General features: G+C 56.9%; 21 protein-coding genes and 1 pseudogene. All 22 read left to right on the top strand.

The genetic code is table 11. The features are described from left to right. Window positions 1-9: 9 nt before the first annotated feature. The 22 genes and pseudogenes from ACNSTU_RS15825 to ACNSTU_RS15930 all read left to right on the top strand — a co-directional run bounded on the left by ACNSTU_RS15825 (window position 10) and on the right by ACNSTU_RS15930 (window position 23,494). Window positions 10-777 carry a SapC family protein gene (locus ACNSTU_RS15825; protein ID WP_418212641.1) on the top strand — a complete coding sequence of 256 codons (768 nt, stop codon included), beginning with the start codon at window positions 10-12 and terminating at the stop codon, window positions 775-777. A gap of 205 nt (window positions 778-982) precedes the next feature. Next, entirely contained in the window at window positions 983-1,105 is a 123-nt protein-coding gene (locus tag ACNSTU_RS15830; RefSeq protein ID WP_418212642.1) for a hypothetical protein, read from the top strand. 122 nt (window positions 1,106-1,227) lie between these two features. Then, window positions 1,228-1,569: a winged helix-turn-helix transcriptional regulator gene (locus tag ACNSTU_RS15835; protein WP_418212643.1), complete on the top strand. Its 342-nt coding sequence runs from the start codon at window positions 1,228-1,230 to the stop codon at window positions 1,567-1,569. Window positions 1,570-1,679: 110 nt separating this feature from the next. Further along, window positions 1,680-1,868: pseudogene (locus ACNSTU_RS15840) on the top strand (Wzz/FepE/Etk N-terminal domain-containing protein); the annotation flags it as partial. A 1,256-nt stretch (window positions 1,869-3,124) separates the two neighbouring features. Next, a complete protein-coding gene (locus ACNSTU_RS15845) occupies window positions 3,125-4,009 on the top strand; it encodes a hypothetical protein (protein WP_418212644.1) in 885 nt (294 codons plus the stop codon). Window positions 4,010-4,081: 72 nt separating this feature from the next. After that, window positions 4,082-4,966: a UTP--glucose-1-phosphate uridylyltransferase GalU gene (gene galU, locus ACNSTU_RS15850; RefSeq protein ID WP_418212645.1), complete on the top strand. Its 885-nt coding sequence runs from the start codon at window positions 4,082-4,084 to the stop codon at window positions 4,964-4,966. A 49-nt stretch (window positions 4,967-5,015) separates the two neighbouring features. Then, window positions 5,016-6,779 carry an ABC transporter ATP-binding protein gene (locus tag ACNSTU_RS15855; RefSeq protein ID WP_418212646.1) on the top strand — a complete coding sequence of 588 codons (1,764 nt, stop codon included), beginning with the start codon at window positions 5,016-5,018 and terminating at the stop codon, window positions 6,777-6,779. A gap of 452 nt (window positions 6,780-7,231) precedes the next feature. Beyond that, complete coding sequence (locus tag ACNSTU_RS15860) at window positions 7,232-7,753, top strand: transposase (protein WP_418212647.1); 522 nt, start codon at window positions 7,232-7,234, stop codon at window positions 7,751-7,753. Continuing rightward, window positions 7,705-8,891 (top strand): IS3 family transposase gene (locus ACNSTU_RS15865; protein WP_418212648.1). Its coding sequence is split into 2 segments (ribosomal slippage): window positions 7,705-7,963 and window positions 7,963-8,891, totalling 1,188 coding nucleotides; the frame shifts between segments, so codons are not numbered across the junction. Before ACNSTU_RS15860 ends, ACNSTU_RS15865 begins: the two co-directional genes overlap by 49 nt. 25 nt (window positions 8,892-8,916) lie before the next feature. Further along, window positions 8,917-9,519 (top strand): IS30 family transposase, encoded by a 603-nt coding sequence (locus tag ACNSTU_RS15870; protein WP_418212661.1) that lies wholly within the window; start codon window positions 8,917-8,919, stop codon window positions 9,517-9,519. Between the two features lie 1,276 nt (window positions 9,520-10,795). After that, window positions 10,796-11,728 (top strand): ATP-grasp fold amidoligase family protein, encoded by a 933-nt coding sequence (locus tag ACNSTU_RS15875; RefSeq protein ID WP_418212649.1) that lies wholly within the window; start codon window positions 10,796-10,798, stop codon window positions 11,726-11,728. Between the two features lie 89 nt (window positions 11,729-11,817). Further along, on the top strand, window positions 11,818-13,155 hold the full coding sequence (locus ACNSTU_RS15880) for a hypothetical protein (RefSeq protein WP_418212650.1): 1,338 nt from the start codon (window positions 11,818-11,820) through the stop codon (window positions 13,153-13,155). 102 nt (window positions 13,156-13,257) lie between these two features. Further along, window positions 13,258-14,367 carry a glycosyltransferase gene (locus ACNSTU_RS15885; RefSeq protein ID WP_418212651.1) on the top strand — a complete coding sequence of 370 codons (1,110 nt, stop codon included), beginning with the start codon at window positions 13,258-13,260 and terminating at the stop codon, window positions 14,365-14,367. 2 nt (window positions 14,368-14,369) lie between these two features. Continuing rightward, the gene (locus ACNSTU_RS15890; RefSeq protein WP_418212652.1) at window positions 14,370-15,557 is read left to right on the top strand and encodes a glycosyltransferase; all 1,188 of its coding nucleotides are present in this window, start codon (window positions 14,370-14,372) and stop codon (window positions 15,555-15,557) included. Then, on the top strand, window positions 15,554-16,447 hold the full coding sequence (locus ACNSTU_RS15895; RefSeq protein ID WP_418212653.1) for an ATP-grasp fold amidoligase family protein: 894 nt from the start codon (window positions 15,554-15,556) through the stop codon (window positions 16,445-16,447). The genes ACNSTU_RS15890 and ACNSTU_RS15895 overlap by 4 nt, the downstream gene beginning before the upstream one ends. 40 nt (window positions 16,448-16,487) lie before the next feature. Then, window positions 16,488-17,699: a glycosyltransferase family 4 protein gene (locus tag ACNSTU_RS15900; RefSeq protein ID WP_418212654.1), complete on the top strand. Its 1,212-nt coding sequence runs from the start codon at window positions 16,488-16,490 to the stop codon at window positions 17,697-17,699. Between the two features lie 43 nt (window positions 17,700-17,742). Further along, window positions 17,743-18,369 (top strand): GNAT family N-acetyltransferase, encoded by a 627-nt coding sequence (locus ACNSTU_RS15905; protein WP_418212655.1) that lies wholly within the window; start codon window positions 17,743-17,745, stop codon window positions 18,367-18,369. A 10-nt stretch (window positions 18,370-18,379) separates the two neighbouring features. Next, entirely contained in the window at window positions 18,380-18,991 is a 612-nt protein-coding gene (locus ACNSTU_RS15910) for a sugar transferase (protein ID WP_418212656.1), read from the top strand. A gap of 67 nt (window positions 18,992-19,058) precedes the next feature. After that, window positions 19,059-20,210, top strand: coding sequence for a DegT/DnrJ/EryC1/StrS family aminotransferase (locus ACNSTU_RS15915; RefSeq protein ID WP_418212657.1), 1,152 nt, complete (start codon window positions 19,059-19,061; stop codon window positions 20,208-20,210). A 205-nt stretch (window positions 20,211-20,415) separates the two neighbouring features. Beyond that, entirely contained in the window at window positions 20,416-20,967 is a 552-nt protein-coding gene (locus ACNSTU_RS15920; protein WP_418212658.1) for a nucleotidyltransferase domain-containing protein, read from the top strand. Next, window positions 20,954-21,373 (top strand): hypothetical protein, encoded by a 420-nt coding sequence (locus tag ACNSTU_RS15925; protein WP_418212659.1) that lies wholly within the window; start codon window positions 20,954-20,956, stop codon window positions 21,371-21,373. Before ACNSTU_RS15920 ends, ACNSTU_RS15925 begins: the two co-directional genes overlap by 14 nt. 141 nt (window positions 21,374-21,514) lie before the next feature. Further along, complete coding sequence (locus ACNSTU_RS15930; RefSeq protein ID WP_418212660.1) at window positions 21,515-23,494, top strand: polysaccharide biosynthesis protein; 1,980 nt, start codon at window positions 21,515-21,517, stop codon at window positions 23,492-23,494. Window positions 23,495-23,704 lie beyond the last annotated feature (210 nt).

Consider the following 23,704-nt stretch of genomic DNA (forward strand, 5'->3'; position numbering starts at 1 on the left):
GAGGCTGCCATGCTGCTTTACAACCGTATCGCCCCGCTGAACAAGGACAAGCACCGGACCCTGAAGCTCAGGTCCGCCGACGGCGAGGCCAACTTCGCCGCCGGCACCCACTACGTGCCCCTGGCCGCCACCGAATTCTTTCAGGCCTGCCGCGACTACCCGGTAATCTTTGCCGGCGGCGCCGAGGGTGGCCCGGTGGCACTGCTGGGGCTGCGGGAGAGCGAGAACCTGTTCATTGCCGATAATGGCAAGTGGGAGCCCAACACCTACGTGCCCGCATTCATCCGCCGCTACCCCTTCGTGTTCGCCAAGGGCGACGAGCGCGACAACTTCACCGTGTGCTTTGACGAAAGCTACCCCCCATTCAACAGCGATGACGGCGAAGCCCTGTTCGACGAGAGCGGCGAGTACACACCGTTTCTCAACCGCATCATCGACTTCCTGCAACGCTACCGCGCCGAGATGCTGCAGACCGCCACCTTCGTCGAGCGCCTTAACGAACTGGAGCTACTCATCGAGCGGGACCTGGAAGTCACCACCCCCGGCGGCGCCCGTTACGCCCTGCGCGGCTTCCGCGTGGTGGACGAAGACCGCCTGCGCAAACTCGCCGACGGCAAAGTGGGCGAACTGCTGCGCGAGGGCTACATGGGCTGGATCTACGCGCACCTGGCCTCACTCAACAATCTCAGCCGCCTCCCGGCCCGGCTCCCCCAAAGCGCCGACCTGGACGACACCCGCCCCGACGGCGAAGGCGCCGACACCACCACAGAACCTTAGGAGGGACGCTCACGCCGAACACGACTCACATGAGTTTCGATGGTAACGACTACTACGGTGCCGGCCCTGGCGGGAGCCGCGAGGAAGCGCATCAGAGCGCCAGCGAAATGCGCGCCACCATCTCTTCGTTGCCTACCCGCTGGTCGATACGTTCATCAGGATCCCCTCTGCTGAGCGACCCAGCGGGCTGCGCGTCAATGCAGTCATGCCCACCGAGGCCATGGAGCCCCACGTGCTCATCGGCATCAGCTGGAGCTGGCTGCAGCGCGGCCATGAGCATCCCCGCAACGTCAACGCGGCGCGAGGGCAGCATTACTGGGCGCAGTAACAGCTATACTGCTAACCCATTCACACTGCGTGACACAACGGGTTGTAAATTGTGGTGGGATCGGCTTCAATGCCGACCTTGCGTTCAGGCTGTTCAGCTGTTGAACACACCACAGGTTGACCATGCCATCTGATGAACTCCGCTATGCACTGCTCAAGGCGCTGCGCGTTTGCCCTGAGACCAATCAGCGCACTCTTGCAGTGGCGCTTGGTGTGAGCGTTGGGCGCATCAATGTGGCACTGAGGCAGTTGGCCGACAGCCGGCTGGTCAAGGTGACGCTCGGCCCGAGCCGACGGCAGCGGTATGAGGTGCGTCGTCTGGGCCTCTACGAGCTCTCCGCTCTGACAGGTGTCGTCCTCGAGCGCAAGCTGCGCCACAAGGCGCTCATAGAACAAGAAATTGACGAGCTCCGAAGTGATCTCGTCGAGACCCGCCAAGCCCTCGGCGAAGGGCCTGATCGTTGACACGATCAACGGGTCGGCTGGTTCACATGGGTGGGTATGGCGCGAATGGGGAGCAATACCTCAGGCGGTAGCGTGCCCAAAGTTCCAATACTCCTGGAAAGCGCATTGTTATGACGGACCACTCGAAACCTCCTCACGAACTGCAACGCTCCGATGCCGCATTCGACGCCCCCGCTCGCTATGATGACGAAATCAGCCTCTACGACCTGTGGGATGTCCTCGAGCGCCGGTGGTACGTCATTCTCGGCGTGCTTGTGCTCACCATTCTCCTGGGCCTCGCCTATGCCCTGAATCAGGAGCCCGCCTACCAGTTCAGGTCAGGTCTTGAGATTGGCAGCGTCGACACCGAAAACGGGCTGATCGAGTCGCCCTCCGAAGCGCGGAACCGGCTGCGCGAAGGCATCATTCCCTCCGTGCGTGTGGAACTGAGCGGCGAGATGGAGAGCGTGCCGCGTGTCTCCGTTGATGGAGGTGACGACAGCGCGCTGATTGTCTTGGGTACCGACGGAGTTGCGGATCGCGAAGACGCCATCCACGAACTCCACTCCCGGATCGCGAACCAGCTCGAAGAAGCGCACCTGGACGTGATCGAAGCCCGCCGCAGCAACCTGGAGCGCCGCCTGGAATCACTGGAAGACGAGCTCGAGTACCTCAACGACGACCGCGTCCTGGCCTCCCGGCGGGAAAGCCACAAGCAGGCGATCGAAGACGCAGAGCATGAGATCGAATCCCTGCGCATCGACCAGAAAGAGGCCCAGGCCTCGCTCACCGCGAGCATCCGCGACCTGGAGCGCCGGAAATCCGCCATTGCGCGCGAGCGTGCTACCGCAGAAGCCGAGCTTGAGCGTATCGACGATCGTGCCGACCTTGTTGAAGGGCGCATCGGCATCGCTGAGAGCCACCTCAGCGAACTCCGCGATGCCCGCACGCAGCTCACCAACGCCTCCGGCGACGATTCCAACCTTGCCTTTTTCCTGAGCACAACCGAGGTCTCCCAAGTCCAGCGACGCCTCGACAAGCTCCAGGATGAGCTCAACTTCGAGTTGGCCGATGAGCGAGACAGCCTGCGCTCCACCATCGCCGAGAAGACGGAAGAGCGCGACCGCGTTGACGACGAGCTGGAATCCCTGCAGTTGGAGCTGGACAATCTTGAGGCCCGCTACGAGCGCCGCATCGATGTTCAGCATCGCACCGTCCGCAGCGAGCAGACCGAGCTTGCGCGCATGGAAGCCGATCTTCAGCAGGAGCGCCGCGACACCGAGCGGCGTATCCGCGACATCGAAGCCGACATCGGCGGTCTTGCACCCACCGAGGCCAGCTTCGTCGGCGTCCGTTCCATCGACCAGATAGGCACCGGCCGTTCACTGATCATGGCCCTGTCCGTCGTCCTGGGCGGCATGCTCGGCCTGTTCGCCGTCTTCTTCTGGGAGTTTGTCAGCAACGCCCGCGCCCGCCGTGCCTAGGCCGGCGTCGTCAGGTTGAAACGAGTGGCGAATCCCGGTAACCCGGCACATGCTTAAGGCTCACGCTGTTTGTTTGCAAACGGAGAGCCTTCATGTCGGAGCAATCGCGGCCGGCCAGTCGCAACAGGCAGGATGCGGAGTTCGAGCGTGTCGACCGCCACGATGACGAAATCAGCCTCTACGACCTCTGGGACGTCCTGGTCCGGCGCTTTCCGGTTCTCGTCAGCGTCGCGCTTCTGGTCGTTGTGGCCGGCTTCGCATACGCAATGATGCAACCCGTGGAGCACCGCTACCGGTCGGGCCTCGAGCTGCCGCGGGTCTACCACCCCGAGAGCGGGCTCCAAACCGTTATCCCCCGAGAGACGGCAATCGCAACACTGGAAGACGTCATCATCCCTTCGCAGCGCGAGCGGCTCTTCGGCGACAGAGCCGGCGGCGCAGGGGCGCAGGTGATCGAGCGGGGAGGGGAGCACGGGCTGGCCCTCGAGACCACCAGCCAGCCGGCCAACGCCAACGCCGTGGCCGCGCTGCACGAGGCCATCATCGCCGCCCTGGACGACCGCCTCGCGTCCCGCTACGAGCGCTGGCTGGCCGTGAGTGCCGAGCCATTCGAGAACCGCATCGCGATGTACGACGAGCAGATCGACGTCCTGCAGGTGCAGCTCGACACCCTGAACGAACGGGTCGAAGGAGCAGATGGCGTGACCACACTGGTATTCGCACAGCAATTGGGCGACCTGCGCCGCGAAATGACCGAGCTGCGCCGCCACCGCGTTGATGCACAGTCGACGCTCACCGCCATCCGCGACGCGAGCCACGGCACAGAGCAGCTTTTCGTGGCCAACGAATCCGACAGCCCAGTCGGCACCGGGCGCAGCCTGATCGTGGCACTCTCGGTCGTCCTCGGCGGCATGCTCGGCCTCTTCGCGGCGTTCTTAACGGAGTTCGTCAGCAATGCCCGAGCGCGGCGCGTGTAAATCGAACATGCACTCGTGGGGTGGATGTTCACGTCCACCAACCCGAATCCAACTAATAAAACGAACCGACAAATGACCGCACCCGTAAAAACCGCCGTCTTCCCCGTCGCCGGCCTCGGCACCCGCTTCCTGCCGGTCACCAAGGCAAGCCCCAAGGAAATGCTGCCGGTGGTCGACAAGCCGCTTATCCAATACGCGGTGGAAGAAGCCGTGGCCGCCGGCATCGAGCGCCTGGTGTTTGTGACCGGGCGCACCAAACGCCCCATCGAAGACCACTTCGACAAGGCCTATGAGCTGGAAGCCGAGCTGGAGGCCAAGCGTAAGCACGCGCTTCTGGAGCTTGCGCGCAGCACACTGCCAGCCGGCGTCATCTGCACCTACATCCGGCAGTCAGAGCCCCTTGGCCTCGGCCACGCCGTGTCCTGTGCCCGCCCGGTGGTGGGCGATGCGCCATTCGCCGTCATCCTCGCGGACGACCTCATCGATGGCCACGGCGAGAAAGTGACCGCCCAGATGATCCGGGAGTTCGACGAGCACAGCTGCTCCATCCTTGGCGTCGAACCCGTGCCCATGGATGACACACAGAAATATGGCGTCATCGAAGCCAACGCCTTCGCCGACGGCGTCTCCTCCGTGCAGCGCATCGTTGAGAAACCCGCGCCGGAAGAGGCCCCGTCCAACCTTGCCGTGGTGGGTCGCTACGTGCTCACACCCGCGATCTTCGAGCACCTCGCCGAGACGCCACCCGACGGCAAAGGCGAAATTCAGCTCACCGACGCCATTGCCACGCTGCTCCAACGCGAGCGCGTCCTCGGCTACGAGTTCCAGGGAACGCGCTACGACTGCGGCAGCAAACTCGGCTACCTCCAGGCCACCGTCGAATACGGCCTGGAGCACCCCGAACTAGGCGCCCAATTTGCGGAATACCTCCACCAACGCCACCCCACACCCGCGTAGGGTGGACGTTCACGTCCACCAATCCAAACCAAACGGCTCACGGACCCAAATGACCCTATTCGCCAAAATCCTCGCGCTCCTCACCCCCAAGGAGAAGAAACGCGGCGCCCTGGTGATGGTCATGGTCATCATCATGGCGTGCCTCGAGACCGCCGGTGTCGCCTCCTTAATGCCGTTCCTCAGCGTGCTCGGCAACCCCGAAGTGGTGCAGACCAATCCCGTGCTGGCCACGGTCTACGATACGTTCGGATTCCAGAGCGTCGACAGCTTCCTGCTCGCGCTTGGCATCGCCGCGTTCACCCTCATTGTATTCTCCGCAGCATTCCGCACGATCACATATTACGCCATGAACCGTTTCATCGAGATGCGGCGTCACAGTATCAGCAAAAAGTTGCTGGAAACCTACCTGCGACAGCCCTACGAGTTCTTCCTCGACCGCCACAGCGGCGACATGGCGAAGAGCATTCTCTCGGAAGTTGATCAGCTTGTGCAGAATGTCTTTCGACCGGGCATGAAAATGGTCGCTTACGGCGTCGTCGCGCTGGCATTAATCATCTTGCTCATTGCTGTCGACCCGCTGATATCGGCCGGCGTGGCCGTGGTCATCGGTGGCACCTACGGGCTGATCTTCCTAGCCGTGCGCGGCCTCCTCGGGCGGGTCGGCCGGCGCCGCCGTGAAGCCAACCGGGAGCGGTTCGAAGCGGCTGGGGAGGCCCTCGGTGGCATTAAAGACATCAAACTCCTCGGCCGTGAGCACGCTTATCTGAAACGCTTTGAGACCCCGTCAACGCTTCAGGCCTCAGCGCAGGCAACCAACCAGACGCTCGCGCAGGTACCGAAGTTCGCCATCGAGGCGGTGGCCTTCGGCGGGATGATTGTGCTCAGTGTGGCACTCATGGTGTCTCACGGCGGCGCAGGATCGGATGGCCTGGGCAATGTGCTCCCCATCCTCGGCCTTTACGCCTTTGCCGGCTACAAAATGTTGCCAGCGGCCCAGCATGTTTACACGGGCATGGCGAAGCTTCGGTTCGGGCGAGCGGCAGTTGATGGAATTCATCACGACCTCGTGAATCGAAGTAACCTTGCTGAGTTACATAAGAAGTTTTCGCAAGCGTTGCAGCCTAAAAATAGTATCGAGCTCCGTAAACTGAGCTATTCCTATCCGAATCAAGAAAAGTATGCTCTGCACAACATCAACCTAACGATACCAGTGGGATCTAGCCTAGGAATTATCGGCCCCTCCGGCTCGGGTAAGACAACGTTAGTTGATGTCGTCCTCGGGTTGCTCGAACCTACTCATGGTGAAATCGTTGTGGATGGAGAGCCCTTAAACGGAAATAGTTTGCGCGCTTGGCAGAATGCACTGGGTTATGTACCGCAGGATATATTCCTCACTGATTCCACGGTGGCGGAAAACATCGCATTAGGTGTGCCACCTGATCAAGTCGACATGGCGCAAGTGCAAAGGTGTTCGCAAATGGCTCAGCTGGACGACTTCATCTCGTCGGAAATGATAGATGGTTATAACACCGTAGTGGGTGAACGAGGCGTAAGGCTCTCAGGGGGGCAGCGCCAACGTATAGGGGTTGCCCGAGCTCTGTATCATGATCCGGCTGTGTTGGTTTTCGATGAAGCCACAAGTGCTTTGGATAATGAAACCGAAGCGGCTTTGATGGAGGCTGTTGAAACTCTATCCAAGCAAAAGACTGTCATCATGATCGCTCATCGGTTATCCACGATAGAAAAATGCGATCAAATTCTAACTCTCTCCCAAGGCGGCCTTAAGAACAAAAGAGCGTTAGTTAACGAATAATGGCTTACAGGCAGAGGCTCTTCTGGAACTCAGAAGACCTTAGGTTCAACCTTCAAGTGCAACACTTGACCCGTTGGGAAACAAATTATCCGTCCCGAATAATCCAATACCTAGTGGCCCGAACTGAGGGATCCAAGTCTCGGCCGTGGATTACGTTGGCGATCACTACCGGGGCCGAACATTTAGGGAAACACTGAACAATTCCCATGGGGCTCCGCGGCGCCATGGGATTTGTTCAGTGTTTCCTTAAACGCGCAGTAGCAACGAGGACGGCGTCGAGCGCGTTAGCGACCGTACGTCTAAGTCCGTAAGGGTCTACTTTCTGCCGTGGCCTTCCATCTGCCCGAGCACCAGTTCGGCAGCGCGGCGCCCTTTAAGCCCCTCTTCAGGGTGGGTGCTTAGGCTTAACCTTCAAGTGCAACACCTGACTCCTTGGGAGGTAGGCTGTTGCGATGAATGCCGAATACCGACACCTCAGCAGTGAAGAGCGCGCCGTGATCTTCTGTGAACACCAACGGGGCACGAGCATTCGAAAGACGGCCCATCGGATTGGCCGCTGCCCAGCGACTGTGAGTCGTGAACTGCGGCGTGGGTACTCGCCAGCCACAGGCGCGCATTGCCCGACGCAAGCTTCGCGGGCGTACAGGGCGCGGCGCAGCCGCTGCGGGCGGGGCCAGAAATTGGTGGACGGCACATGGCTTCACGGTTGGGTGCGCGATCGGTTGATCCACAGAGCTTGGTCTCCGGAGCAGATCGCCGGCAGACTCAGAACCATGTACCCCGATGATCCCGACAAGCACGTCAGCCACGAGACCATTTACGCGGCCATCTATGCCTACCCGAAAGGGACGCTGCGCAAGGCGATGATTGGAGTTGACCCGCTTCGGTGGACATCTGACCCTTTGAGGAAGAGCAGGAGGTCAAGATGCCACGAAGTCGACCACCGTATCCGCCGGAGTTCCGGCAACAGATGATCGATCTGGTACGCAGCGGGCGTAGGCCCTGGGAGCTGGCCCAGGAGTTTGAGCCCTCGGCGCAGACCATCGTGAACTGGGTTGCCCAAGCCGACCGTGATGCCGGCGTCCGGCATGATGGTCCCACGTCGGCCGAGCAGGATGAGCTACGGCGCCTCCGTCAAGAGAATAAACGCCTGCGTGAGGAGCGGGAGATCCTGTCAAAGGCCGCGGCCTGGTTCGCTCGGGAGACCGATTCTGTGCCACCGAGATCTTCAGGTTCGTCGAAGTGAACCGCGCCTTTCACACTGTTGCCACCATGTGCCGGGTGCTGGGCGTCTCCCCCAGCGGCTACTACGCGTGGCGCAACCGTGGGCCGTCCCAGCGGGAGATCACCGATGCGGCGCTCACAGAGCGAATCACAGCCCTGCACAAACGCTCTGATGGCAGCTACGGGGCACCGCGGCTCCATGAAGATCTCAAGGACGAGAACTGGCGCATTGGCTGTAAGCGGGTCGCCCGGTTGATGCGTGGTGCCGGCATTCAGGGCGTGAGCCGTCGCAAGGGGGTGTTCACGACGGTGCGCGATGAAGGCCACCGGGGTGAGCCGGATCTGGTGGAGCGGGATTTCTCCGCCGATGCACCCGACGAACTCTACGTGGCGGACATCACCTATATCCCGACTTGGAGTGGGTTCTTGCATCTGGCGATCGTTCTGGACGTGTTCAGCCGCCGTGTGGTCGGCTGGGCGATGGCCACGCACCTGAACACGGATCTGGTGCTCGACGCCCTGGAGATGGCTCTGTGGCAGCGTCAGCCTGATGGTCTCATCCATCACAGCGACCAGGGTTGCCAGTACACTTCGATTGCGTTCGGCACTCGTTGCCGGGAGAAAGGCGTACGCCCTTCGATGGGTCCGGTCGGTGATTGCTTCGACCACGCCATGGCGGAGAGCTTCTCCGCCACGCTGGAGTGCGAACTGCTGGATCGCCGTCGATTCCGCAATCCCACCGAGGCGCGGTTGGAGGTGTTCCGGTTCATCGAAGGCTGGTACAACCCGCATCGGCGTCATTCCGCAATCGGGCAGATGTCACCCGTGAACTACGAGCGACTGCATGCTGAACGTGTCCATGAACTCAAATCCGAACCTGTCCACTGAGACGGGGTAACTCCAGATCGATGCCCTGCGCCGAGCCAAGAGCCAAAGAGGCCAGCGGCGAACAACGCCGGCGGGCGGCTCCATGGTTCCGGAGTCGCTGCGCATCCGCCACCGACCCGAAGAGATCGAACAGCGCCTGATGCCTGGCCATTGGGAAGGCGATTTTATCAAGGGCTCGTTCAACCGTTCGGCGGTGGGCACCGTCGTCGAGCGCAAGACACGCTTCGTGTTGCTCAGCGCAATGAACGGCACCACTGCTGAAGCCGCCCTGGAGGGCTTCTCCAGGCAGATGGGCTACCTGCCCGCGATCCTGCGCCAGAGCATGACCTACGACCGGGGCAGCGAGATGGCCTGTCATGCCGAACTGGCCCGGGGCTTGAAACGCGATACCTGGTTGGCCGATCCGCACGCGCCGTGGCAGCGCGGCAGCAACGAGAACACCAATGGCCTGCTGCGCCAGTTCCTGCCCAAAGGTGCAGATCTCAGCGAAGCTAGCCAGACCCAGCTCAACGACATTGCGCGGCTGCTCAATCAGCGCCCCCGCAAAACGCTCGGCTGGAAAACACCCGAAGAGGCCATGAACGAAGAGCTTCATGCGTTCTCAAAATCCGTTGCACTAGATTCTTGAGTCCAAGGTGTCTCAATGCCGCGTTACTGACCACAATGAAAGCCCTGTAAACCGCGGACGGATGCTCCTATTTAACTCCGGCCCAATCTGCAGTACTCCGGTGCCACCGCTGTAAGAATCTCGGTCGGCTCCGCCGTCTAGGCGAGTAGCAGTTCACCACTAGCACCGATGCGCAACCCGCAGCGCGTCAGCTATGAGAGATCAATCTGGAATGTATGCTGCCAGCACTTCTCGCCCCAGAAGTGCTGCATGTAGTCGACAACAGCCTCGCCAGCCAGGTTGTGAACCTATCGCTGGTAAAGGCGTCCGGCAATCCGCGGTGGTGGTGGGTGGTTAGACCGGTGGAGGAGGCAAACAGCTGGTTGCGAAGATTGCGCCCTGCATTGCGGCCACTTGTCGCGAGGTCCCATCTAACACTATCCGCTATTGTAGGAAACAATGCACTTACGTTTGCCACCACTCCCATCGCGTGAGCTCGCCGCGGATGTGATGGCCAATACGGAAAGAGTGTAGACTCTCATCTGAGAGTTTGCATGCCAATCATCTTAACTAAACTATATAAATATAGGGTGTTGATGCTTCTTTCCAAGCGGGCCACAAGACACTTTCATTGCCTAGTTTCAAAACCCTATTGTGTCGAGATAAAGCGAATCAGCGGCTTTCTTGAAGATAAGCTAACAACGTATCCTGCTTGGTTGAACACGGTACGGAGTGGTGATTGGGACTTGCATGCAAGGCCATGGCGTGATGTCACAGCGAATAGTTCTAAGTATTCCGGGATTGTGCAAAGGTACTGTGAAGGCCGCCGATGGGTAGATACGGATTTATTCGCGGAAAGGTATTATCCTCGATTAAACAGAGGGGAAAAGGTCAAAGGGGCTCGCACTTTAGAGGAGTTGGAAGCGATATATGTCGAAACGTATGATCGCCTATATGACCAGATAGCAACGAGAGGGATAAAGTCGCCATCTCTAAGAAATCCTTTCTTGGACCCTCTTTTTGTGCACCTGGGACGAAAAGGCGATGTGATCTGGACATCAAATGGGAACCATCGCCTGTACATTTCCGTCGTCGCTAGAGTTTCTACTATTCCTGCATACTGTATATGGATACACTCGAACTATCGCGATTGTCTGTAGCGTGGAGTAAGAGAAAAGCGACTGTTTGATCGAAGTTTTTTTAAATACTTATTAAATTGTCCGTGCAAAAAAATTAAGAATTAATCTATAGATGGAAAAGCATGAATGACTCACAATGCTCTAAGTGGTGGCTCTCTGTGAATGGCAAGAAAGAAAAATATGCGAGAAAAATAATAATGAAAATATCCCGCTCGAAGTGGATAAGAACTGTTGACCCTTATCTAGCGCATTGGTTCAATAAGATGTACTTCTATTGTCGTGTTGGTTATTGGCCCAGCTTTGTGCGACCAAATACATTTAACGAAAAAATATCGGCGATGAAAATCTATAAAAGAGATAGGCTCCTAGCCAAGGTGGCTGACAAAGTTGAGGTAAGGGGTTACGTTCGCGAAATTCTCGGAGATGAAAAAGCCGAGGAAATACTTATTCCACTTCTTGCGGTAGCGGGCTCTCCGGAGGAGATAGATTTCCATAGCATTCCAGGTGATTATATTGTCAAAGCTAACCACGGATCAGGAACCAACATTGTGTGCACGTCAGACGCTCCAGTTTCAAGCGAAATTTTGATTGACATATGTTGGTCGTGGCTAAGAACAGATTATGGCATAGAAAAAAGAGAATGGTGTTATCAAGCTATTGAAAGACGCATTCTCGTAGAAAAGCTCTTGCGGGATGAGTGCGGAGCGATACCGGCTGACTATAAATTTCATTTTTCCAATGGCCATTGTATTTTCTTGCAGGTAGACTTTGACAGATCGATAGATCATAAACGAACAATTATCGACCCTTATAAATGGGAGAAGATACCAGTTGAGTTTGAGTATCCAATGGGGCCTATGCCGAAGAAACCCAAGAGATTGCTAGAAATGCTTTCGATAGCTCGTAAACTAGCCGAGCCATTAGGCTATGCTCGCGTCGATTTGTATAGTGTCGAAAATCACATCTACTTCGGCGAAATAACCAACTACCCAGGATCTGGTATGGGGCCGTTTTATCCGCGAGAATATGATAGAAAATTTGGTGAGAAAATAGAGATAAATAATAAGGGAAAGAATTATTTCCTAAAGTAGTTTAAAGACGGAGTGCAAAGTGCTCATGATTGACATTACGTATCGTGCCGGTACTGGGTCGGCCCAATTGATACCAAGAGTGAAATCTAGTGGATGTTAATGTTCTGCTTGTCGCCGTAATCGCGGTTGGCTTATTTTGCACAGGCATCATTTCTCCCCGACTCATTCCAAAGAAAGATAACTACTTTGTTTTTTGGGGTGTGGCGATTATATTATTTTACTATTTTATTGTCTTTCCCGCGGTGCTGATTTTAAATAATCATGGGTACGTCTATTCTGACTGGGCACCGTTACTCCCTAATACTCTGCGAGACGTTGTCGCGTACATTGGGCTAAGTGGCGTATTTTTTGGCAGCGTCGCCCTGACAGTAGCCCTCGGCCTGGCGACAATGGCCAAGGAACCGCACTGCTATTCAGAGAAGAGAGTCGAATTTCGTAATAGGCAGGAAATGGAACGGTTATGGCGCCGTGTAGGTTTGAGTGTTTTTTTGATTGCACTTTTAGTGCTTTACTTATTCGCTGCTGCATACGGAGGGGTCGGGGGGTATTTAGAAAGTGCAAGAGGGATTAGAACCGGTCGAATTGAGGTTGATAATCCATTCAGTTTTTTGCGGCCTTTCATGGAACTTTTCTTGGTGGTAGGCGTGATACTCTTTGGGTGTCTTCTTCAGAGATTCTCCTTTCTAACGTTTCTCGTTTTTGTTGCGAGTTCTTTTGTATATATGATGATTATGTGGAGCTCCGGGGCTCGCCTTAATTTAATTATCTATCCGTTCGTTATATTCCTGGCCCTAATTCTGCACCTCCGAAAGACATTTCTATTAGCAATTGCTACGCCGGCCATTGCGATTGCGCTTCCCTTTTTCGTATGGGCTCACTCTATTCTATTTCGGACCCACGATAGTGGCGTAATCCATTTGCTGGCATCTTATCTTAGCTACCCAGCTGCCAGTACAATGGGGCATCTTGAAGCGGGAACGTTCCGCGGGATGATCGACTTTCTAATGATGCCGATGTATGTACTTCCTACCTCGCTTCACTCCGACGGATTCACGACCGCTTTTAACTATAATACCTCGCTTATTCGAGAAGGAGGGGGGGCTGAGCATGGCGGAACAATTCCTGTGGACTTGTTGACTTTAGGTGTGATGCAGGGAGACCCAATTTTAGGTTCTATGGCCGTTGGCGTGTATTGGGGGGGGGCTATACTGTTAATATCAGTTCTACTGAGGAAGATTAGACACCAACCGGTGAGGGACTCCATGGCTGCAGCTATTATACTTAAAGTTGTTTTGACTGGAGTGATTTATGCGGATCCAAGTCATTTCGTTAGAACCAATATGCCGTTTATTTTTCTAGTATTGATCCTTGTTGGGTTGCATTTCCTTCGTAAGTGTAGGTCACGGAAAAGCGAGCTGACACCCTGAGTCGCCGTTGAAACGTAAAGATTATGTTACCGACCTACGACGCAGATACGTGTTAGCGGCGGCTGTCTTGCCCTGAGTTTAGAACCAAGGGAAGGGGTGTGAATGAAGATTACCATCTTGTGTCCTTCTTTCGCAGCGGGTGGCGCGGAGAAAGTGGCCGTGAATCTTGCGAATGATTTCGCGAAAAGGGGCCATAGAGTTACGTTTTTAGTATTGAAATCTTCTGGGCCATATGACTCAGATCTCGACCCAGAGATCAAGGTTGTCAATCTAAATACGCGCGCTCGATGGGGGGTTCTCAGTTTGCGTAGGTTTCTTCGGAAAGACGACTCGGAGGCCTATGTTGGTGCTAAGAGAGACATTAATATACTTCTATGTTTCTCATCAATTTTTTTGAAAAAGAATATAGTTCTAAGAGAAGCGAACACTCTTCATGCGGTTGCAAGGCGTAGTTTTTTTAGTCGTTTGGGGCGTTTTTTACTTTTGAAATTGGCCTATGGAAAGTCTTCTGCCGTTATCTGCAATTCGAATGGTACTGCGAATGATCTGGTAAGTAGACGGATTGTTTCTAGAGCTAAGACTCACGTCATTGCGAATCCGGTATTACCCGGTTGGCGTGTTCTAGAAGAAAAAGTTCACGATGCCATTGAGAATGATTGGCTAAATAGCAGCGACGTTCATGTCTTTCTAGCTGTTGGTCGACTTCATCCACAGAAAAATCATAGCCTTCTGCTGGCTGCATTCCAAATTGTGTCTCAGAAACTGCGTTCCGCAAGAATGATAATTATCGGATCTGGCCCCCTCAAAAGTGAACTGTCGTTGGAGGCGGAGGAGCTAGGCATAGAGAACAAAATTGAGTTTATTCCATTTGTAGAAAATCCTTTCCCGTATTACTTGGCGTGCGAAGCGTTCGTGCTAACTTCTAGATACGAAGGCTTCGGGAATGTTCTCGTCGAAGCCTTGTCCACTGGGGCAAAAGTGGTAAGCACTGAATGTGATGGGGGGCCACCAGAAATATTAGGTTATGGAGAGTATGGTGCATTGGTTCCGGTACATGATCATTATCGTATAGCGGAAGCCATGCTGGATGCAGTTTTCGAGACCGGAGCATTCAAAGATTTCGATTCAGAGAAAGTGATATCGCAATCATTAAAATACACAGTGGAAAATATGTCTCAAAAGTATCTTAATGTGCTTAGTGGTTTTCCATAGAAATGAAGATAGCTTACGTTTTTACCCAGTTTCCCGCTAAGAGCGAAACATTTGCGTTAACGGATATTGGCAGCGTTAGACGGCTAGGGCATCAGGTAACCGTCTACAGTATGCGTCGTCCGGTCCAAGAGAACGCAAAGAAGGAAGATCAAAGGCAAGCCCCGGCTGTTCGGTATTCAAGCCTCTTGTTCGCATGTGCTTTTATTCCTTTTTATTTCAAACTTTTGTTGCGTTCGCTTCCTTGGATTTTTAAGGAATCAAGTTCTATAGGCGAATTGCTCAAGTCAGTCTACGTCTGTATTTCATCTCTTTCTATTATAGCGCGCTTAAAAAGAGACGCCCCCGATGTTGTTCACCTCTTCTGGGGGCATTATCCGGCGATTGTTGGATTTATGATAAAGAGTGAACTTGATGGTACACCCGTTACTATGTTCTTAGGGGCGTATGATTTAGAGAAAAATCTCGGTACAACGAAAAGTTTCTTGTCGATGGCCGATGCGATTTTTACGCATACATACGAGAATGTTCAGAGAATTAAGAGGCTTAGGGGATGCGGTGGGGCAAAAGTAAATGTTGTGCATCGTGGTGTAGATCTGAGTGGGCTCGAAAGGTATACGACGGCTGGGAGAAAACGCCTGTCGTTCGTTTCCGCGGGTCGGCTCACGCGTTGCAAGGGGGTTTTCGAAGCTCTCCAAAACTTTAAGTTGATCTTGGAGAAATATCCGGAGAGTTTTTTAGACGTATTTGGTGACGGCCCCGAGAAGGCGAGGATTGAGGATACGATCTTAGGTTTGGGGCTAGAAAGCAGTGTTGCGATGCATGGACACCAGGCTCAAGATACGATATTTAACGCACTTTCTAAGGCGTCGTTTTTATTATGCTTGACGAGCTGTAAAGGTGAGAGGCTGCCAAATATAGTTAAAGAGGCGATGTTTTTAGGAGCGGTTCCTATCACGACAAGGACTCCGGGAATTCAGGAGCTTGTGAGGGATGGCGTTAACGGGGTTTTAGTCGAAAAGGATTTAGGATCTGCTGCGAGGGCCATAACACAGTTAATTGAAAATGATCGAGCACTTGCGGGTATGAGGTGTGAAGGCCGGAAAACTATTGTTGACAGTTTTTCCGGTGATGTTTCTATGCGTAAATATGAGAAAGTGTGGCATGAGCTTGTTGGGGGGGGGGGTAAATGAAGGCGGCGAGCAAGGGTAGGTTCTTATTGAAGAGAGTGTTTTCTCTGATTATTCCGGAGTTTATCAGGGTTTTCGTATATCCGGTTTTCCGTGGAAGGTCGGTTGTGAACCCTCTGCATAAGAGAACGTTAAACGCATTAATAAATAACTCGAAATTATATGAGCGGTTTTCTGAAGTTTCGCTTACGCAGGATAAGTTACTAGCAAAACTGTGGGTTGAGAGGCACGCACCATGGGTGAAAACACCGACAGTTTATCGGGTCGCAAGAACATTTTCGGGGTTGGATCTGGAATCATTTGAGGGTTCCGGGTTCATTAAAACAAACCACAGTTGTGGCTACAATTATTTTTTTAATAAGGGCGCGAAGGTTCCGCCGGATGTCGTGGAGTCTTTTGATCTGGCCCTTACCCAAAAGTTTAACGAAGCGGCGGTGGAGTGGTCATATAAGTATGTGAGGCCTCGGATTTATATTGAAGAGGTTGTAGAAAGCGATTTGCCTGACATTGAGTTGCGTGATTACAAGGTTTTCGTTGTTTTTGGAAAAGCAAAAATGATCCAAGTCGACTGTGATCGCTTTACAAATCATCGTAGATCATTGTTTGATGTGGAGTGGAATGAGTTGAATGTGGAGTTCGAGTATCCAAGTTATGACCTAAAAATTGAGCGACCTGAGCGATTGACGGAAATGTTGGAAGCGGCCGAGCGGATTGCGATGCCCTTCCAATTCTGTAGGGTTGATTTTTACATTGCAAAAGATGAAATTGTGTTTGGTGAAGTATCTCATTACCCTGAGGGCGGGTATGGAAGGTTCAGCCCAAAGTGTTTCGAGAAGGAGATAATAGATGCTACTGAAGAAGGGAGGTTGTTTTTAGATCGGTATTATGTATAGAGCGTGTCGGGTCCGTGTGAGGGTGATAGGTTGTTGAGATATGAAAGTTAATTACCTCCATCAGTACTTCAACACTCCCGCCATGGCTGGAGGTACACGCTCATACGAGATGGCCCGTCGCTTGGTGGCGAAAGGGCATGAGGTGAACTTGATCACCTCTTGGCGGGAGGCGACCGACCAAAGCAGTTGGTTCGAGACGGAAGAATCCGGTGTTCGGGTGCACTGGTTGCCAGTACCTTACTCTAATCGCATGGGGTTCAGGGAGCGGATCCGAGCGTTTCAGAGGTTTGCTTGGAATGCGGCAGCGAAGGCCGCTTCACTGGAGTCAGATGTCGTATTTGCTACGAGTACGCCGTTGACGATTGCGGTTCCAGGGGCGTTTGCTTCGTGGCGCAGGCGGGTTCCTATGGTGTTCGAGGTGAGGGATCTCTGGCCCGAGCTACCAATTGCTATCGGCGCTCTTGAGAACCCGCTTGTTCAGCACGCCGCACGGCGCCTTGAGCGCTTCGCGTACGCGAGGTCGGAATCGATTGTTGCACTGTCGCCCGGTATGCGAGAGGGGATCGAGAAGGCGGGTGTGAGTCCTGATCGCATTTCAATGATTCCGAACAGCAGTGACCTGGATGTTTTCTCACCTGACGAGGAGCGAGGTCGAGCGTTCCGAGAGCGGCATGGCATACCGCAAGACCGCTTGCTGGTGACCTACGGGGGCACATTCGGCCGCATCAACGGGGTGGAGTATCTGGTTCGGGTGGCCCATGAGCTTGTGGGAGATGATCGCGTTTACTTTCTCTTGGTCGGTGATGGGCAGGAGAGAGAGAAGGCAGACTCGCTTTCTCGTGAGCTGGGTGTCCAAGGCGTTAACCTTAGGATGTTGCCGAAAGTCTCTAAGGCGGAAATGGCGGACGTGCTGGCGGCCACTGATGTTGCAACATCGTTGTTCATCCCTCTGAAGGAAATGGAAGCGAACTCTGCGAATAAATTCTTCGACGGGCTTGCCGCAGGGTGTTGTATGGCGGTGAATTACGGGGGATGGCACCCGGAGCTTCTCGAATCCTCCGGCGCTGGCGTTCAGCTCGGCGCTGATCCGGCCGATGGGGCTGAGAAAGTGGCTGCGTTGGCTGATAACCCAGAGTGGGTGAGGCGGGCGGGGGTTGAGGCCCGTCGATTGGCGGAGGAACGGTTTTCCAGGGATGTGCTGGCGGATCAGCTAGAGCAGGTGTTGCTGCGGGCGGCTGGTGAGCCAGCTTGAGGCGCAGAAGAACATTGGGTGAGTTCGGAGGCTGCTGGGCCCTGTGGAACAGCTAGCGTATCTTGTGAAATACCGGGCTCCGATGCTGTTCCGTCTTATGGAAAAGGCGGCGCGAGGTTTGACTGTGGCCCGGTTTGGGCACCGGCTTCAGCAGGCTTTGCAACAAGCAACGGTACACGGCACCGTATCCGGCGAGCCGGCTGTGATGCGATCACTAAAGGTGGCAGATTTGGAGGCCCTGCGCGGATTTCTGGCGGCGCAACCTGAGGACCATGTGCGCCATTTTCACCCCCATCGTTTTGACCGCGCGTCACTTGGTGCGGTGTTGGCATCTCGAGCGTTCCTGAGCTATGGCCTATTCATAGGTGACAGGTTGGTGGCTTATGCGTTGCTCAAGGTAGCGCCGACCGGCTCGGCTTTTATTGGCCGGCTAGTTGCCCCGAGTTACGCTGGCCTCGGGCTCGGGCGTTTCATTGCCCGTTATCTGTACTGGCAGGCCTCTCTCGCCGGCTTGCGAGCGCGTTCAACCATCAGCCGGCGTAATTCAGCCTCGTTGCGGTCACACGAAGCGGTTGCAACCTTCGAGGTTGTGGCTGAACTACCGAACGAGTATTTGCTGATCGAGTTTCCTCCTGTGGCACAAGATGCGCCGGTCTTGGAAGTGAACTGAGTTTCTGGCAATGATGCGGAGTGGTTTGACTATCTTGCAAGCCGCGCTCAAGCGCGGCTTTGATTTTTTTGGAGCGGCCGTTGGGTTGGCGCTCACGTTCTGGTTGATCGGGCTGGCTTGGTTGGTCGCGACCGTGGACACGGGCGCCAACGGGTTCTTCACCCAGCAGCGGGTGGGCCGGCACGGGCGTGTTTTCCGTGTGGTGAAGCTGCGCACCATGCGAGTGGACCCGTCGGTAGACACCACGGTCACCACCTCCGGCGATGCGCGCATTACGCGCGTCGGGCGGCTGCTGCGCCGTGCCAAGCTGGATGAGCTGCCGCAGCTCATCAACGTGCTGAAAGGCGACATGAGCTTTGTAGGGCCGCGGCCGGACGTGCCGGGCTTTGCCGATGCCCTGAAGGGAGAGGACCGCATCGTTCTCACGATTCGGCCGGGTATCACCGGACCCGCGACCTTGAAGTACCGGGATGAGGAGACGTTGCTGGCCAATGCCGAGGATCCGGAGGCGTACAATCGCGAGGTGCTTTGGCCCGACAAGGTAAGGATCAATCGGGAGTATGTGGAGCACTGGTCGTTCTGGAAGGATCTTCGGTATATCTGGCGGACGGTGGTTGGGTGATCGAATCAAATGTTCTGGACGGTCGCGGCTGAAGCCGCTCCTACATCGTGGGAACTGAGGTGGTGGTTTGACGGATTGGCCGCGGTTTGAGGAAGACGAACGGGCAGCGGTGGAGCGGGTGCTGCGCTCCGGCCGCGTGAATTACTGGAACGGCGAAGAGGGGCGGGCGTTCGAGCGGGAGTTCGCTGCATTTCATCAGGCGCCGTTCGGGGTGGCCGTGGCCAACGGCACAGTGGCCTTGGAATTGGCGCTGCACGCGCTGGGCATCGGGCCGGGTGATGACGTGGTGGTGGCGCCGCGTACGTTTCTGGCATCGGCCTCCAGTATTGTGGTGCGTGGCGCGCGGCCGGTGTTTGCGGATGTGGATCGGGATTCCGGCGGCATCACGGCAGAGACGGTGCGCGCGGCGCTCACGCCGAAGACCCGCGCCATTCTCGCGGTGCATCTGGCTGGCTGGCCCTGCGATCTGGGCGCGCTGCGGGCGCTGGCCGATGAGCATGGCCTGGCGCTGATCGAGGACTGCGCCCAGGCCCACGGGGCCACGTGGAATGGCCGGCCCGTGGGGAGCTGGGGGGACGCGGCCGCGTTCTCCTTCTGTACGGACAAGATCATGTCTACGGGTGGCGAAGGCGGCATGCTGCTGCTGCGCGACGAACAGGCGTGGCATCGCGCCTGGAGCTACAAGGACCACGGCAAGGGGTGGGATGCCGTCTACAACACCGAACACCCGCCCGGGTTCCGGTGGCTGCACGAGAGCTTTGGCACCAACTGGCGGCTGACCGAAATGCAGTCCGCCATCGGGCGCGTGCAGCTTGGCAAGCTGCCGGAGTGGCTGGCGGAGCGGCGGGCCAACGCCGAGCTGCTGGCGGATCGGCTGGAGACTCTGCCGGGCCTGCGTGTGCCGCGCCCGCCCCAGGAGGCGGGCCACGCTTGGTACAAGTTCCACGCGTTCGTGGTGCCGGAGCAGCTTGCTCCGGGCTGGAGCCGGGATGCCGTGGTGGAGGCCATCCAGGCCTACGGTGTGCCCTGCCTGCACGGTGGTTGCAGCGAGGTGTACCTGGAGAAGGCGTTCGACAACACCGACCTCCGCCCCGAGCCCCGGCTGCCCGTGGCGCGCGAGCTGGGCGAGACCAGCATCATGTTTCCTGTAGACCACACCATGGACGCCACCGCGATGAACGCCATCGCCGATGCCGTGGAGGCGGTGTTGGGGGAGTGAGGGGTTGTCGCGACTTGCGTTGCTCCTACGGTGGGGTAATGGATGGTGGACCTTCAGGTCCACCAAGCGCGTAGTAAATTAAGGACGCGTAGCGAGCGTGCGTTAAATTCCCAAAAAGGGTATTATAATTCCCGTTATGGGAAGTCGTGATTCTAATGGTGCGCTTGGGGCGCCGAGCGGGTTGGCGGATGCATTGTTCACATCCGTGCAGCAGCGTGTCCTCGGCTTGCTGTTTGGCCAGCCGAGGCGTTGGTACCAGAGTGTTGAGCTGATTCGCCTAGCCGGAGCGGGTAGTGGGGCGACTCACCGGGTGCTCGGGCGGCTTGCCGCGAGTGGGCTGGTTCGGGTAGAGGTTCAGGGGCGCCAGAAGTATTATCAAGCGAACCCGGACTCTCCGATCTTCGATGAGCTGGTAAGCCTGGTCCGGAAGACTGTGGGCTTGGTCGAGCCGCTGAGGCAGGCACTCGAGCCGCTGCGTGAGCGCATCTATGCAGCGTTCGTCTATGGCTCGGTTGCTGAAGGAGAGGACCGATCGACAAGCGACATCGATCTGATGGTGCTTGCTCACGATGTCGATTATCCGGCGTTGTATGATGCGCTCCAGAGCGCCGAGGAAACACTGGGGCGCCCGGTTAATCCGAACGTCATGACGCCAAAGGAGTGGCAGCAGAAATGCTTGGAAGCAGACAGTTTCGTATCCCGCATCGCAAATCGTTCTCGTCTATTCGTGATCGGCTCGGACGATGAGCTCCGATAAGCTGGATAATCTGGTAGGAATCGGCCAACTAAAAACCGAGCCCGCTTCGGATCGTGAGCTACAAGGGCTTCGGCAGTCAGGTCTGGCACGGCTGTCCGATGCGGAGCACACGAACCTGTCGTTCGAAAGCCGATTCGATCTCGCCTATAACGCGGCTCACGCGCTGGCTCTTTATGCTTTGAGACGTAAAGGTTATCGGTCGAGCAACCGGTATCTGGTTTTCCAGACGCTACCTGAAAGTGCGGGCTTGAGTGCTGGGCAGTGGCGCGTTCTCGCAAAAGCGCATGAGCGGCGGAACCTGGCAGAGTACGAAGGATACCTGGAGAGAGACGACCAATTGTTGGCGGATATGATCACTGCGACTCGAACGCTTTGCAGCGCGCTGGGAATGACAGGGGACGCGTGAGCGTTGTAACGCTATCCTCATAATGGAAAGTCTTGCTGAAGGGCTGTTGTACATGGAAATGCGGGCTGTTCTTGCGAAAGGATGCGCTGCCGGGTGGTGCCCGTATGGCGCTGACCGTGCCGACACGTGCAGGGCGGAACGATGAGTGGTGTTCTGCTGGCGAACCGCCTCTTGAGCCGCTTGCTCAAGCTCCCGCGCCGCTGGAAGCAGGTGCTGATGGTGGGGGCGGACCTGGTGCTCATGGCCTTGGTGACCCTCTCGGCGTTCGCACTGCGGCTGGGCCAGGCATTCTCATCCCCACTCTTGGAGAACTGGTGGCTGCTGGTGGCGCTGCCGCTGGTGAGTGTGCCGCTGTTTGCCGCCGTGCGGCTGTATCACTCCATGGTGCGGTACATGGGCCCCCGGGCGGTGTTGGCTGTGGTCTACGGGGTGTCGCTCTCCACGCTGGCGTTCTGGGCGATCGTGATGCTGGTGGGCGTGCACGGCGTGCCCCGCACCACCTACGTGATCTACTGGTTGATGGGGTTGTTGTTGGTCGGCGGCAGCCGTGTGCTGGTGCGTGCCTGGTTCCAGGCGGTGATCAAGCGCAATGCCGAGCGGGAGCCGGTGGCGATCTACGGAGCCGGTGCAGCCGGCGTGCAGCTCGCCAACTCGCTGCTTGCCACCCGCGAGCACGAACCAGTGGCCTTTCTGGATGACGACCCGGCGCTTCAGCGCAGTGTGATCAATGGTATCCCCGTAAAATCGCCCGAGGTGCTGCCCAGGCTGGTACGCCGGGAGGGGGTGCGCCACGTGCTGCTGGCCATGCCTTCTGTTCCGCGCGGGCGGCGGCGGGAGATTGTGCAGAGTCTGGAGCCGTATCCCGTGCACATCCGCACGATCCCGGGCATGGTTGATCTCGTCTCCGGTGCCGCGCGGTTACAGGACATCCGCGAGGTGGAGATCGACGACGTGCTCGGGCGCGATGCGGTGGAGCCGGACCAGCGCCTGCTGGAGTGCTGCATTCAGGACCGCGTGGTGATGGTGACCGGGGCCGGTGGCTCCATTGGCTCGGAGCTGTGCCGACAGATTCTCACTCAGGAGCCCCGCAAGCTGCTGCTGTTCGAGCAGTCGGAGTTTGCGCTGTACCGGATATCTCAGGAGCTGCAGGCGGTTGCACAGGCGAACGGCATCGGCTGCGAGATCGTGAGCCTGCTTGGCTCGGTGGCGCATCAGCGCCGGCTTGAGCGGGTCATGGCCGGGTTCGCGGTAGAGACGGTCTACCACGCGGCGGCGTACAAGCACGTGCCCATCGTCGAGGAGAATGTGCTGGAAGGCGTGCAGAACAACGTCTTCGGCACCTACCGCGCGGCCATGGCCGCCGGACGGGTAGGGGTGAAGTGGTTTGTGCTGGTTTCGACCGACAAAGCTGTGCGGCCCCCTAACGTGATGGGCGCCACCAAGCGGTTCGCTGAGCTGGTGTTGCAGGCTTTGGCCGATAACGGGTCGAGCACGTGTTATTCGATGGTGCGGTTCGGCAACGTGCTGGACTCCTCCGGCTCGGTGGTGCCGCTGTTCCGCGAGCAGATCAGTAAAGGTGGCCCCGTGACGGTGACGCACCAGGAGGTCACGCGCTATTTCATGACCATCCCGGAGGCGGCCAGCCTGGTGATTCAGGCGGGCTCCATGGCCGAGGGCGGCGAGGTGTTCGTGCTGGACATGGGCGACCCGGTGAAGATTGACGACCTGGCGCGGCGCATGATTCACCTAAGCGGCTACACCGTGGCCGACGACGACACCCCGGACGGCGATGTGCGCATCGTCTACACTGGTCTGCGTCCCGGCGAGAAGCTCTACGAAGAGCTGCTGCTGGGCGAGAGCGTATCCGGCACCGCCCACCCGATGATCATGCGCGCCAGCGAGGCCAGTATCACCTGGTCGGAGCTGGACGCCCGTATGAAGCGTTTCGACGCCGCTTGCCGCGCTCACGACAGCGACGCCGCGCGCGAGGTACTTCGCGAATGTGTCGACGGCTACGACGCCAACACCCGCTCCAACGACCTCCTCACCGTCCACGCCCCCCACGTGGTCGGCAGCAACGTCCCCCTCCTTAGCGACTCCCCACCCTCCCAGCGGCATTGATCGTTTCTTTGTGAGGGGGCGGGCCGTCCCGTCACCCCTCACGGTCGGTGTGTTTGCGAATGCACCAGCCCGCTTCCGTCTTGCCTCCCAACTTCGACAGTTCACACCCTCACGAAGGCCTTTTGAGGCGATTGGCTGATGCAGTGGCGCGGGTTGGCGGCTGATTTGGAGTTTTTCAGCGTGTAGTGGCACATGGGTTTGCCGATAGTA

Origin of the sequence: Aquisalimonas sp. APHAB1-3 (genome assembly GCF_048323695.1) — a bacterium.
In the GTDB taxonomy this organism is placed as follows: Bacteria; Pseudomonadota; Gammaproteobacteria; order Nitrococcales; family Aquisalimonadaceae; genus Aquisalimonas.

What these genes read in the sequence shown, in the direction of transcription:
- ACNSTU_RS15895 (WP_418212653.1), top strand. Translation starts at nt 15,554, where the DNA reads ATGAAGGCGGCGAGCAAGGGTAGGTTCTTATTGAAGAGAGTGTTTTCT.
- ACNSTU_RS15845 (WP_418212644.1), top strand. Translation starts at nt 3,125, where the DNA reads ATGTCGGAGCAATCGCGGCCGGCCAGTCGCAACAGGCAGGATGCGGAG.
- ACNSTU_RS15825 (WP_418212641.1), top strand. Translation starts at nt 10, where the DNA reads ATGCTGCTTTACAACCGTATCGCCCCGCTGAACAAGGACAAGCACCGG.
- ACNSTU_RS15860 (WP_418212647.1), top strand. Translation starts at nt 7,232, where the DNA reads ATGAATGCCGAATACCGACACCTCAGCAGTGAAGAGCGCGCCGTGATC.
- ACNSTU_RS15855 (WP_418212646.1), top strand. Translation starts at nt 5,016, where the DNA reads ATGACCCTATTCGCCAAAATCCTCGCGCTCCTCACCCCCAAGGAGAAG.
- ACNSTU_RS15830 (WP_418212642.1), top strand. Translation starts at nt 983, where the DNA reads ATGCCCACCGAGGCCATGGAGCCCCACGTGCTCATCGGCATCAGCTGG.
- ACNSTU_RS15890 (WP_418212652.1), top strand. Translation starts at nt 14,370, where the DNA reads ATGAAGATAGCTTACGTTTTTACCCAGTTTCCCGCTAAGAGCGAAACA.
- ACNSTU_RS15885 (WP_418212651.1), top strand. Translation starts at nt 13,258, where the DNA reads ATGAAGATTACCATCTTGTGTCCTTCTTTCGCAGCGGGTGGCGCGGAG.
- ACNSTU_RS15925 (WP_418212659.1), top strand. Translation starts at nt 20,954, where the DNA reads ATGAGCTCCGATAAGCTGGATAATCTGGTAGGAATCGGCCAACTAAAA.
- ACNSTU_RS15835 (WP_418212643.1), top strand. Translation starts at nt 1,228, where the DNA reads ATGCCATCTGATGAACTCCGCTATGCACTGCTCAAGGCGCTGCGCGTT.
- ACNSTU_RS15900 (WP_418212654.1), top strand. Translation starts at nt 16,488, where the DNA reads ATGAAAGTTAATTACCTCCATCAGTACTTCAACACTCCCGCCATGGCT.
- galU (WP_418212645.1), top strand. Translation starts at nt 4,082, where the DNA reads ATGACCGCACCCGTAAAAACCGCCGTCTTCCCCGTCGCCGGCCTCGGC.
- ACNSTU_RS15910 (WP_418212656.1), top strand. Translation starts at nt 18,380, where the DNA reads ATGATGCGGAGTGGTTTGACTATCTTGCAAGCCGCGCTCAAGCGCGGC.
- ACNSTU_RS15930 (WP_418212660.1), top strand. Translation starts at nt 21,515, where the DNA reads ATGAGTGGTGTTCTGCTGGCGAACCGCCTCTTGAGCCGCTTGCTCAAG.